Annotated in this window: 5 protein-coding genes; 2 read left to right on the top strand and 3 right to left on the bottom strand. The window is 74.0% G+C overall.

Going from position 1 to position 12840, the window contains the following annotated elements; translation table 11 throughout:
- Positions 1-37: 37 nt before the first annotated feature.
- The 3 genes from B446_RS24505 to B446_RS24495 all read right to left on the bottom strand — a co-directional run bounded on the left by B446_RS24505 (position 38) and on the right by B446_RS24495 (position 8047).
- A complete protein-coding gene (locus B446_RS24505) occupies positions 38-3607 on the bottom strand; it encodes an ATP-dependent DNA helicase (RefSeq protein ID WP_020942124.1) in 3570 nt (1189 codons plus the stop codon).
- Positions 3608-3719: 112 nt separating this feature from the next.
- Positions 3720-7337: an ATP-dependent helicase gene (locus B446_RS24500; protein ID WP_106960604.1), complete on the bottom strand. Its 3618-nt coding sequence runs from the start codon at positions 7335-7337 to the stop codon at positions 3720-3722.
- A gap of 266 nt (positions 7338-7603) precedes the next feature.
- Complete coding sequence (locus B446_RS24495; protein WP_020942122.1) at positions 7604-8047, bottom strand: MGMT family protein; 444 nt, start codon at positions 8045-8047, stop codon at positions 7604-7606.
- 185 nt (positions 8048-8232) lie between these two features.
- Between B446_RS24495 and B446_RS24490 the strand changes: the two genes are divergently transcribed.
- Both B446_RS24490 and B446_RS24485 read left to right on the top strand, forming a co-directional pair.
- Positions 8233-11172 carry a lysylphosphatidylglycerol synthase domain-containing protein gene (locus B446_RS24490; protein WP_020942121.1) on the top strand — a complete coding sequence of 980 codons (2940 nt, stop codon included), beginning with the start codon at positions 8233-8235 and terminating at the stop codon, positions 11170-11172.
- An 86-nt stretch (positions 11173-11258) separates the two neighbouring features.
- A complete protein-coding gene (locus B446_RS24485) occupies positions 11259-12800 on the top strand; it encodes an alpha/beta hydrolase (protein WP_020942120.1) in 1542 nt (513 codons plus the stop codon).
- Positions 12801-12840 lie beyond the last annotated feature (40 nt).

Genomic DNA, 12840 nt, shown 5'->3' with positions numbered 1-12840 from the left:
TCGGCGGGCGGTTCGTCACACTTGGGAGGGTGATTCGTCACACTTGTGAGGCCTGGTGTGCCGTGTCGGTGTCGTCGGGGGCGTCACCGGTGAGCAGCCGCTCCAGAGCGGGCCGGTCGGGCAGGCCCGTGGGACGGACGACCTCGCCGCCGCGCACGTAGAGGAACGCGGCGGTGACCGCGTGGAGCGGGACGCCCTGCTGCTCGGCCCAGGCCAGGCGGTAGACGGCGAGCTGGAGGGGGTCGGCGGCGCGGGTGCGGCTGGTCTTCCAGTCGACGATCTCGTAGGTCGCCGTCGGTCCGTCGCCGTTGCGGTAGACGGCGTCGATCCGCCCCCGCACGACCCGGCCGGCGAGCGTGAGCTGGAAGGGCGTCTCGATCCGGTACGGGGTGCGGCGGGCGTACTCGGTGCGTTCGAAGGCTTCCTTGAGGGCTTCGAGGTCACGTTCGTCGGCGATCTCGGCGTCGGTGCCGGGCAGCTCGTCGGGCTCCAGCATGGGGAGCGTCAGTTCCTCGAAGCGTGTCTCCACCCAGGCGTGGAAGCGGGTGCCCCGACGCGCGGCGGGCTGCGGGGGGCGCGGCATGGGGCGTGCGAGTTCCTGCGCGAGCCCGTCCGGGTCCTCGGCCAGGCGCATCAGCTGGGACGCGGTGAGCGAGGCCGGCAGGGGTACGTCGGTGGTGCTGCGCCGGGCGCGCAGCAGTTCGCCGGTGAGGGCGTCGAGGTCGCGGTCCCAGGAGGCGATGGCGCGCGCCTCCTCGGGGGTGAGGGGCGAGGGGAGCCGGGGCGCCGGGCGGGGGGCGTGTCCGCCGCCGGGGTGCCCGGCCGGGGAGGGCGCCTGGTGCGGGACGGTCGGGACGCCGCCTTCGTACAGGTCGCTTCCGCGGGGGTCGCCGGACGAGTCACCGACCGGGGCGCTGTCGTGGTCGTCTCCGAACGGGCCACCGTCGGCGAACGGGTCGTCGTACGGGTCGTCGGAGTACGGCTCGTCGTCGTAGGGGAACTCCTCGCCGTAGGGCTGGTCCTCGTCCGTCGGGGCCGGCCAGTCCGGGTCGTCGAAGGCGGCCGGGTCGTGCGTGGCGGGCGCCGGGGCGTCCTGGTGGGCGGCGAGGGCGTCGAGGTGGGTGAGGACGGTCTCGGCCGCCGCGCGGCGGCGGGCGAGGGCCGCGTCGTCCAGGGGGAGCGGCCACACCTGGTCGGCGGTGGCCGTGTGCAGGGCCGGGTTCTCCTCGTCCTCGGCGGGCTCGTCGGCCCACGCCTCGATCTCGCCGTACCCGGCGGCGCAGTGGTCGTACAGGGCCTGGAGGAAGTCGGAGGGGCCGCGCGGCTTCTTCTGGCTGGGTCCCCACCAGTGGCCGGAGCCGAGCAGGAGGGAGCGGGGGCGGGTGAAGGTGACGTAGCCGAGGCGCAGCTCCTCGGTGTGCTGGTGCTCCTTCATGGCCTCGTGGAAGGCCTTCATGCCGCGGGAGTCCCAGGAGTCGATGTCGGGCAGGGTGGCGGTGTCGCCGCGCAGGGCGTGCGGCAGCACCTTGGCCTGCGCGGTCCACTTCTCCCGGCCCTGGGCGCTGGGGAAGGTGCCGGTCACCAGGCCGGGGACGGCGACGACGTCCCACTCCAGGCCCTTGGACTTGTGCGCGGTGAGCACCTTGACGGTGTTCTCGCCGCCGGGCAGGGCGTTGTCGAGGCCCTTCTCGTACTGGGCGGCGGTGCGCAGGAACCCGAGGAAGGCGAGCAGGGTGGCCTCGCCGTCGCCGGCGGCGAAGGATGCGGCGATGTCGAGGAAGTTGGACAGGGTCTCGCGGCGGCGGGCGGCGAGCGCGTGCGGGGACGCCGACAGCTCGACCTCGAGGCCGGTGACGGCGAGGACGCGGTGCAGGACGTCCATCAGCGGGTCGGCCAGGGAGCGCCGCAGGTCGCGCAGTTCGGCGGCGAGGCGGGCGAAGCGTACGCGCGCGTCCGGGGAGAACGGCAGTCCGTCGGCGTCGCCCTCGTCGTCGTTCAGGGGCGATTCGAGGAAGGTGTCGAGGGCGTCCGCGAGCGATATCACCTCGGACGGGTCGACTCCCTCGACGGCCTCGGCGAGCCGGCGGTCGGGGTCCTCGGTGTCGTCCACGCGTGCGTGGGCGACCAGCAGGCGGGCGCGGCGGCCCAGGAGGGCGAGGTCGCGGGGGCCGATGCGCCAGCGCGGGCCGGTCAGCAGGCGGACCAGGGAGGCGTTGGCCGCGGGGTCCTGGAGGACTTCGCAGACGGCGACGAGGTCGGCGATCTCGGGCAGGTGCAGCAGCCCGGAGAGGCCGACGACCTCCACGGGGACGTCGCGGGCGACGAGTGCGCCCTGGATCTCGGCGAAGTCGCCGGCCGTGCGGCACAGGACGGCGATCTCGGCGGGGGCGGTGCCGGTGCGCACGAGATGGGCGAGGGAGTCGGCGATCCAGTCGATCTCCTCGGCGTGGGTGGGCAGCAGGGCGCAGCGGACCGTGCCGTCGCGTTCGGCCCCGGGGGCGGGGCGCAGGGCTTCCACGCCCGCGTGCATGGCGCGCAGCGGCTCGGCGAGGCCGTTGGCGAGGTCGAGGAGGCGGCCGCCGCTGCGGCGGTTCTCGCTGAGCGACTGCCGGGTGGCGGGCCGGCCGTCGGTGCGGGCGAAGTGGTCGGGGAAGTCGTCCAGGTTGGCGACGGAGGCGCCGCGCCATCCGTAGATGGCCTGGCAGGGGTCGCCGACGGCGGTGACGGGGTGGCCGGTGCCGCCGCCGAAGAGGCCGGAGAGCAGGACGCGCTGGGCGACGGAGGTGTCCTGGTACTCGTCCAGGAGCACCACGCGGAACTCCTCGCGCAGCTGCCGGCCCACTTCGGGGACGCCGGCGAGGCGGGCGGACAGGGCGATCTGGTCGCCGAAGTCGAGGAGGTCGCGCTGGCGTTTGGCGGTCCGGTAGCGCTCGACGAGGTCGGTGAGTTCGCGGCGGGCGGCGGCGGTGTCGGGGACCTTGCGCAGGTCGGCGTTGGTGAGCTTGGTGCTCTCCAGCTCCTGCAGCAGGTCCGCGTCCCAGGCGCGCAGCCGCGCGGGGTCCACGAGGTGTTCGGCGAGTTCGGAGTCGAGGGCGAGCAGGTCGCTGACCAGGTCGGCGAAGGAGCGGGTCAGGGCCGGGTAGGGGCCGGGGGCCTCGCGCAGGACGCGTGCGGCGAGCTGATAGCGGGTGGCGTCGGCGAGGAGCCGGGAGCTGGGTTCGAGGCCGATGCGCAGGCCGTGGTCGGTCAGCAGGCGGCCGGCGAAGGCGTGGTAGGTCGAGATGACCGGCTCGCCGGGCGGGTCGTCCGGGTCGATGACGTCGGGGTCGGTGACGCCGGCCTTGATCAGGGCCTTGCGGACGCGTTCGGCGAGCTCACCGGCCGCCTTGTTCGTGAAGGTCAGGCCGAGGACCTGTTCGGGGGCGACCTGGCCGGTGCCGACCAGCCAGACGACCCGGGCGGCCATGACGGTGGTCTTGCCCGACCCGGCTCCGGCCACGATGACCTGCGGGGCGGGCGGCGCGATGATGCAGGCCGTCTGCTCCGGGGTGAAGGGGATGCCGAGGAGCTCTTTGAGCTGCTCGGGGTCGCTGATACGGGCGGGCATGTCGTCACAGGCTAGTGGCGGGCACTGACAGTCGGGCACGGCTCGACCGGCCGGGCGGCGGATGCGCAGGTCAGCGCGGGTGGTGCCGTACGTCACCCGGCCGGTGGGCGGGTCATTCGACCACGTGCCGGCCCTCGGGGCGCGCGCTGCAGGAGGCGCGGAAGGCGCAGTGGGTGCAGTGCTGGCCGGTGGTGGGGGTGAACCGTTCGTCGAGGACCTTTCCTGCGGCGGTGGCCAGCAGCTCGCCGACCCACTCCCCCGCCGGCGGCTCCTGCGTCTGCACCTTGGGCAGGCTCTCGCCGCCGTCCCGCTTGGCCGCGCCCTGTCTGAGGTGGACGAGTTCGGCGCCACCGGGCTCGGGGCGCGCGCCGTCGAAGGCGCTGTCGACGGCGCCCTCGCTCACGGCGAGCTGGTAGACGGCGAGCTGCGGGTGACGGGCCACCTCGGCGGCGCTGGGTGCCTGCTTGCCGGTCTTGAAGTCGACGACGTAGGCGCGGCCCTCGGCGTCGGCCTCGACGCGGTCCATCTGGCCGCGGATGCGGACCTGGTAGTCGCCCGCTTCGAGGGTGACGTCGAAGTCCTGTTCGCTGGCCACCGGGGTGCGGCCGGTGCGGTTCAGGACGTGCCAGTTGAGGAAGCGTTCGAGCGCCACGCGCGCGTTGTCCTTCTCCTGCGCCGACTTCCAGGGCGCGTCGAAGGCCAGCGCGTTCCACACCGAGTCCAGGCGTTCCATCAGGACGTCGAGGTCGGCCGGGGTACGGCCGGAGGCGACCTCGTCGGCGAGGACGTGGACGACGTTGCCGAAGCCCTGGGCGGTGGTGGCGGGCGCGTCGGCCTTCACCTCCCGGCCGAGGAACCACTGCAGGGAGCAGGTGTTGGCGAGCTGGTCGAGGGCGCTGCCGGAGAGCACGACGGGCTGGTCGCGGTGGCGCAGCGGCACCTTGCTCTCGGTCGGCTCGAACATGCCCCACCAGCGGTAGGGGTGTGCGGACGGCACCAGGGGGCGTCCTTCCTCGTCGGCGAGCGCGGCGAGTCGCGCCAGGCGCCGGGCGGCGGCCTCGCGCAGCCGGTCCGAGGCGTTCGGGTCGACGGTGGTGGCGCGCAGTTCGGCGACGAGCGCGGCCACGGACAGCGGCCGGCGGGGCCGTCCGGTGACGTCGCGGGGCTCCACGCCCAGCTCGGTCAGGAAACGGGAGGGCTGGTCGCCGTCGTCGGCCGGTGCCTTCACGGCGGTGACGACGAGGCGCTCACGCGCGCGCGTGGCGGCCACGTAGAACAGGCGGCGCTCCTCGGCGAGCAGCGCGCCGGGGGTCAGGGGCTCGGCCAGGCCGTCCCGGCCGATGCGGTCGGCCTCCAGCAGGGAGCCGCGGCGGCGCAGGTCGGGCCACAGGCCCTCCTGGACGCCGGCGACGACGACCAGCCGCCACTCCAGGCCCTTGGAGCGGTGCGCGGTCATCAGGCGGACGGCGTCGGGGCGCACGGCACGGCGGGTGAGGGTGTCGGCGGCGATGTCCTGGGCCTCGATCTCCTCCAGGAAGTTCAGGGCGCCGCGGCCACCGGTGCGCTCCTCCGCGCGTGCGGCCGTGGCGAACAGCGCGCACATCGCGTCCAGGTCGCGGTCCGCGTTGCGGCCTGCCGCGCCGCCGCGCCGGGCCGCCCGCTCCAGACGGGTGGGCCAGGGCGTGCCCTCCCACAGGTCCCACAACGCCTCCTCCGCCGTACCGCCGCCGGCGAGGCGCTCGCGGGCCTTGCGGAGCAGCGCGCCGAGGCGCTGCGCCCCGCGCGCGTACGCCGGGTCGTGCGTCACCAGGCGCTCGGGTTCGGCGAGGGCCTGGGCGAGGAGCTCGTCGGAGGGCGGCGGCAGCGGGTTCCCGGCGGCCCGCTCCTCCTCGCGCAGGGCGCGGCCGAGGCGGCGCAGGTCGGCGGTGTCCATGCCGGCGAGGGGGGAGGCGAGCAGGGTGAGGGCGGTCTCGGCGTCGAGCCAGGGGGTACGGGCACCGGTCGGCTCGTCGGCGGAGGGGCGCGGGTCGGGGGCGGTGCCAGTGGTGGTGCCGTCGCCGTCGCCGTCACCGTCGCCTGGCACGGTTCCGCCGGTCGATGTCCGCTCGGGGACGCCGGGCTCCGTCGCTCCCCCCGCGTCGCCGGAGTCGTCCGGGGCACCGGAGCCGGAGTAGTCGTGGGAGTCGCCGGAGTCGCCGGTCGCATGCGGCTCGGCAGGGTCGCCGGGCACCCCCAGGGTGTCCGGCACGGGGTTCGCGGGACCGGGTGCGGCGTCGTCCGGCTGTCGGTGGGCGTCCGTCGTGGGCCCCGCGGCCGCGGCGGCCGGCCGCTGGGCGGCCTCGGCCGTGGCGACCACCCTGAGGGCCGTCAGCAGGGGCGCGACCGCCGGCTCGTGGCGCAGGGGCAGGTCGTCGCCGTCGATGTCCAGGGGGACGCCCGCCGCGGTGAGCGCGCGGCGCAGCGTCGGGATGCTGCGGGAGCCGGCGCGCACGAGGACGGCCATGTCGTTCCACGGGACGCCGTCCTCCAGGTGGGCGCGGCGCAGGATGTCGGCGACGTTGTCCAGCTCCGTGCCGGACGTCGGGTACGTGTAGACCTCGACGCGGCCGCCTTCGCGTACGGGCGCGGGCTCGCGGTGGGCGCGGACCTTGTCGGCGGGCAGCCGGGACAGCGGCATGCGCTGGGTGATCAGGCGGGTGGCGGCCAGCAGCGCGGCGCCGGAACGGCGGGAGGTGCGCAGCACCTCGACGGGGGCCGGGCGGCCGTCCACGCGCGGGAAGACGGCAGGGAACTCGAGGATGCCGTTCACGTCGGCGCCCCGGAAGGTGTAGATCGACTGGTCGGGGTCACCGAAGGAGACCAGGGTGCGACCGCCGCCGGCCAGGGCGCGCAGCAGCCGTACCTGGGCGGGGTCGGTGTCCTGGTACTCGTCGACGTACACCGCGTCGTACTGGCCGGCGAGCCGGGCCGCGACCTCGGGGCGCTGGGCGAGCAGCACCGCGCGGTGGACCAGTTCGGCGTAGTCGATGACGCCCTGGAGGTCGAGGACGTCGAGGTACTCGGCGAGGAAGGCGGCGGCGGCGCGCCAGTCGGGGCGGCCGATGCGGTGGGCGAAGGCGTCCAGCGCGCCGGGGCCGAGGCCGAGCTCCCGGCTGCGGGCGAGGACGGCGCGGACCTCGTCGGCGAAGCCGCGCGTGGTCAGGCAGGCGCGCAGCTCGTCCGGCCAGCGCACGGAGGTGAGGCCGAGCCGCTCCAGGTCGGGCTGCCCGGCCAGCAGCTCCCGGACCGCGACGTCCTGCTCGGGGCCGGACAGCAGGCGCAGCGGCTCCGTGAACAGGCCGCTGTCCTGGTGGGCGCGGACCAGGGCGTAGCAGTACGAGTGGAAGGTGGTCGCCCGCGGCGCGCGGGCGGCGCCGATGCGCAGGGCCATGCGGTCGCGCAGGTCGACGGCGGCCTTGCGGCTGAACGTCAGCACGAGGATGCGCTGCGGGTCCCCGCCGGCGGCGATGCGCGCGGCGACGGACTCCACCAGCGTGGTGGTCTTGCCGGTGCCGGGACCCGCGAGGACCAGAAGTGGTCCGCTCTCGTGGTCAACCACGGCACGCTGTGCCGCGTCCAGTGGAGGGGGGTCCACCTCGGGCGGCGGGGTACGGACGAGTCGGTAAGCGCCACGGCTGCCCTGCCGCACCGGGGGGTGCGGCAGGCGCCTGGTGGAGAAAGAGGAGCTCACGTGGTTCGCCGGTCCTGGTGGTTGTGCTGGTGGGCAGGCGGTCACACGTGCGAGGCGGTGGCCGCGGGGTGAGGGGGGCACGTGCAGCCGACGCTACGCCGCCGCGCCGGACGGAAGCAGGGCTTCCGATTCCTCCCTCGCGGCCCTCGTGGCCCCCGCGTCACGTGAGTCCCTCACCTCACGAACGTACGTCATGCCGCGGGGGTCCCCGGTGTCCCTCGTACGGGCCACAGGCTCCCCTCCCCGGCAGTCGATGGCGGAAGCTGTCAGGTGTGACCCTCCACACCCGCCTCGCCGTCCCAGCGGGCCCGTCTCATGTCGAGGCGCGGCACATGGCCCTCGGCGCTCCTGGCCGCCTCCTTCAGGGGCGTGCCCTCCGCGCGGTAGTGGGCGAGGGCACGCAGCTCGTGGCCGGGCAGCAGCACCCCGTCGGAGCGCACCACGCGCCACCAGGGGACGGCGCTCCCGTAGAGGGACATCACCCGGCCGACCTGGCGCGGCCCCACGCGCCGTCTCCCGCCTGCCCCGGCGGTCTCGTCGGTCTCGCCGGTCTCGTCGGTCTCGCCGTCGAGCCACTCGGCGACGTCGCCGTACGTCATCACGTGCCCGGGCGGGATCCGCTCGGCGACCTCCAGGACCCGCTCGGCGTACTCCGGCAGCGCGTCGGCGTACCCCTCGCGGGTGTCCTCGGCAGGGCTCTGCTCGCTCATTCGCCCCATCCTGCCGCACCCCACCGACAACGGGACGGCGAAGCCGCGACCGGTCCACTCGCCCTCGGGCGGTGCTTCCGGCAGACTGTCCGCCCGCGCATCCGCACCCTGATGCCCCCGCGGGCCGGTGGGGCATGCCACCATCGTGCGGGCGGTGACCGGTGATACGAGACCAAGAAGAGACCATGAAGCAGCAGGGCGTGCACCCCGAAGGCGCGGAGGGCACCCCTGACGTTCCCGCGCGTCCCGACGCCGCCCGCTCGGGCCGGGACGACACCGGCGCGGCGGACGGGAACGGCACGCGCGCGCCGCAGGAGAACGGCACACGCGCGGAGGACGCCGAGGGCGCGGACGGCACCGGTTCCGCCGGCACGGACACGGACGGCTCCGGCGACACGGGGCGGGGCGGCACCAGGCCCGCGGGCGAGGACGCCGACGCGCACCAGGACGGCGGTGCGCCCGGGGACGACGGCGCCTCCGGGGACGGGGGCGCGTCGCAGGACGGCAAAGCCCCTGGGGACCGCGGCGACGATCAGCACGCGGACGCGGTGGAGGGCGACGAACCGCTGCTCCCCGCGCGCGTGCACCGCCCCTCCGACCTCATGCGGCTGCTCGTCGGCGTCCTCGCCGTCGTCGTGCTGCTCGCGATCGCCGCGTTCGCGCACGGCACCACCTCCGGTCTCGAACAGGACATCAACAAGGGCACCGGACAGGCACCCGACCTGCTGATCAAGATCGCGGGGCTGGCGTCCAGCATCGCGATCCTCCTGGTGCCGGTCGCCTTCGCGATCGAACGGCTGATCAAACGCGACGGGCTACGGATCGCCGACGGCGTCCTGGCGGCCGTCCTCGCGCACGGGGTGACCCTCGCCACCGACCTGTGGGTCGCCCGGGCCGCCCCAAACTCCATCCAGGAGGCACTCACCCAGCCCTCACCCGGTGACATCCACGCCCTCACCGACCCGGTCCACGGCTATCTTGCGCCGGTCATCGCGTACATGACGGCCGTCGGCATGTCCCGCAGACCCCGGTGGCGCGCGGTGCTGTGGATCGTGCTGATGCTCGACGCGTTCTCGATGCTGGTCACGGGCTACACGACACCCTTCTCGATCATCCTGACCGTCCTGATCGGCTGGACCGTCGCCTACGGCACCCTGTACGCGGTCGGCTCGCCCAACGTGCGCCCCACCGGGCAGACCCTCATGGCGGGCCTCAGGCACGTCGGGTTCCACCCCGTCTCCGCCGCTCGCGAGGAGACCGTGGAGACGGAGAACGGGGACCGGGGGCGGCGCTACTTCGTCACCCTGGAGGACGGCCCCCCGCTGGACGTCACGGTCGTCGACCGGGAACAGCAGGCCCAGGGCTTCTTCTACCGGGCCTGGCGCAACCTGACCCTGCGCGGCTTCGCGACCCGTTCCAGCCTCCAGTCGCTGCGCCAGGCGCTGGAGCAGGAGGCGCTGCTGGCGTACGCGGCGATCGCGGCGGGAGCCAACGCGCCCAAGCTGATCGCCACCTCCGAACTGGGCCCCGACGCGGTCATGCTCGTCTACGAGCACACCGGCGGCCGCACGCTGGACTCGCTGGCGGACGAGGAGATCACCGACGAGCTGCTGCGCAGCACCTGGCACCAGGCGCGGGCGCTGCAGTCGCGGCGGATCGCGCACCGCAGGCTGGCCGGTGACGCGATCCTGGTGGATCGTTCCGGCAGGGTGATCCTCACCGAGCTGCGCGGCGGCGAGATCGCGGCCGGTGATCTGCTGCTGCGCATGGACGTCGCCCAGCTGGTCACCACGCTCGGCCTGCGGGTCGGCGCCGAGCGCGCCGTGGCCTCCGCCGTCGGTGTGCTCGGCCCGGACGCCGTCGCCGACTGCCTGCCGATGCTGCAGCCCATCGCGCTGACGCGCTCCACGCGCGCGACGCTGCGCCGGCTCGGCCGGGAGCGGGCGCAGCGCGAGCGCGACGCGGTGCTGGAGGCATCCCGGCAGGCCAAGCAGGCGCGTCTCGACGAGGCGTCCGAGACGGGCCCGGTGCTGGAGAAGCCCGACAAGAAGGCGGTCCGAGCCGAGCAACGGGCGGAGAAGCGAGCCCTCGACGAGGCGCTGGACGAGGCCCGCGAGGAGGATCTGCTCACCCAGATCCGGCACCAGGTGCTGCGGATCAGGCCCCAGGCGCCGGTGGAGCCGGCGCGTCTGGAGCGGGTGCGTCCGCGCACGCTCATCAGCTTCATCGCCGGCGCGATCGGCGCGTACTACCTGCTGACGCAGCTCACGCACATCCAGTTCGGCACGCTCTTCTCGCAGGCCCAGTGGGGCTGGGTGGCCGCCGCCGTGCTGTTCTCCGCGCTCAGCTACGTGGCCGCGGCCATGGCGCTGCTGGGGTTCGTGCCCGAACGGGTGCCGTTCCCGCGGACCGTGGGGGCCCAGGTCGCCGGGTCCTTCGTGAAGATCGTGGCACCGGCGGCGGTCGGCGGTGTCGCCCTCAACACGCGCTTCCTGCAGCGCCAGGGGGTACGCCCGGGGCTCGCGGTGGCGAGCGTCGGCGCGTCGCAGCTGTTCGGTCTGGGCTGCCACATCCTGATGCTGCTGTCCTTCGGCTATCTGACCGGCACGGAGAAGACGCCGTCGCTGTCGCCGTCCCGGACGGTCATCGCCGGTCTGCTGACGGTGGCGGTGCTGGTGCTCGTGGTGACCTCCGTGCCGTTCCTGCGGAAGTTCGTCGCCACGCGCGTGAGGTCGCTGTTCGCCGGTGTCGTGCCGCGCATGCTCGACGTGCTCCAGCGGCCGCAGAAGCTGGTCACGGGCATCGGCGGCATGCTGCTGCTGACCGCCTGCTTCGTGATGTGCCTGGACGCCTCGATCCGCGCGTTCGGCGACGGCTCGACCTCGCTGAGCATCGCCAGCGTCGCCGTCGTCTTCCTCGCCGGCAACGCGCTCGGCTCCGCGGCCCCCACCCCGGGCGGTGTCGGCGCGGTCGAGGCGAGCCTCACGCTGGGTCTGATCGCCGTCGGCCTCCCCAAGGAGGTGGCCGCACCGGCCGTCCTGCTGTTCCGGCTGCTGACCCTGTGGCTGCCGGTGCTGCCGGGCTGGCTCGCCTTCAACCAGCTCACCCGCAGGGGCGCCCTGTGACCGGGCCCTCGTAGCCCGGTCACGGGCCGTACCTCCAACGGCCCGCGTCCCGCGCGCCCCGGCGCGGGCGGCGTGAGGATGGGTGCATGGCCTACCGATCCCGGCTGAGTGCCGCCGCTCTCACCACCAGCGCCGTCCTGCTGGCCGCGCTGTCGGCCGGCTGCGGCGGTCACGCCGGGACCGGGGATCTGACGACTCAGAAGCTGGACTGGAAGGACTGCCCGGCCCCCTCCCGGGCGGAGGGCGGCGGCACCTCGCCCTCACCGCTGTCCAGCGGCGCCAAGTGGCAGTGCGCCACCATGAAGGCGCCCCTGGACTGGAGCAGGCCCAAGGGCGACACCATCGACATCGCCCTGATCCGCGCGAAGGCGACCGGGGACCCCAGCCGGCGGATCGGCTCGCTCGTCTTCAACTTCGGCGGCCCCGGCGGCAGCGGAGTCAGCACGCTGCCCGCCTTCGGCGCGGACTACGCCACCCTGAACACCCGCTACGACCTGGTCAGCTTCGACCCGCGCGGGGTCGGCCGCAGCGCGCCCGTGGAGTGCGAGAGCGACGCCCAGCTCGACTCGTACTTCCAGCAGGACGCGACACCGGACGACAGCGCCGAGCAGAAGCAGTTGGTCGACCGGACCAAGCAGTTCAACGACGCCTGCGAGAAGAACTCGCGGACGATCCTGCCGCACGTGCGCACCACCGACGCAGCCCGTGACATGGACCTGATGCGTCAGGTGCTCGGGGACGACAAGCTGCACTACTTCGGCATCTCGTACGGCACCGAACTCGGCGGTGTCTACGCCCACCTGTTCCCCAAGCACGTCGGCCGGGCCGTCTTCGACGCCGTCGTCGACCCCACCGAGGACCCGGAGCAGAGCGCGCTCGGACAGACCAAGGGCTTCCAGCTCGCGCTCGACAACTTCGCGAAGGACTGCGCGTCGAAGGGCGACTGCCCGATCGGCGACACCCCGCAGGAGGTCAAGGACCGCATCGCCAAGCTCCTCGACGACCTGGAGAAGAAGCCGATCCCGGGCGTCTTCCCGCGCCAGCTGACCCAGACCGCCGCCACGAACGGCATCGCGCAGTCCCTGTACTCCAAGGACTTCTGGGAGTACCTGACCGAGGGGCTCCAGCAGGCGTACGAGGGTGACGGCAAGATCCTCATGCTGCTGTCCGACTCGATGAACGGACGCAGCGAGGACGGGGAGTACAGCAACATCACCGCCGCCAACGTCGCCATCAACTGCTCCGACGAGAAGCCGCGGTACACCACCGACGACGTCCGGCGGAAGCTGCCCGAGTTCCGTGCCGCCTCCCCGGTGTTCGGCACCTACATGGCCTGGGGCATGCTCGGCTGCACCGACTGGGCGGTGCCCGGCGCCGCCGACCATCCCGAGGTCAGCGCCCCCGGCTCGGCGCCGATCCTCGTGGTCGGCAACACCGGTGACCCCGCCACCCCGTACGAGGGCGCGAAGAAGATGGTGGACGCGCTCGGCAAGGGCGTCGCCGTCGAACTGACGTACAAGGGACAGGGGCACGGGTCGTACGACAGCAAGAACAAGTGCGTGCAGAGCGCGGTGAACGACTACCTGCTGGACGGGAAGGTGCCGAAGCCCGGCACGGTCTGCTCCTAACCCGAATCCGCAGGTCAGAGGGTTATCCACAGGACGTCAC

It is taken from the genome of Streptomyces collinus Tu 365, from assembly GCF_000444875.1.
Lineage (GTDB): Bacteria > Actinomycetota > Actinomycetes > Streptomycetales > Streptomycetaceae > Streptomyces > Streptomyces collinus_A.
The sequence above is the reverse complement of the archived record's forward strand: the minus strand, read 5'-3'. Positions and strand labels throughout refer to the sequence as shown.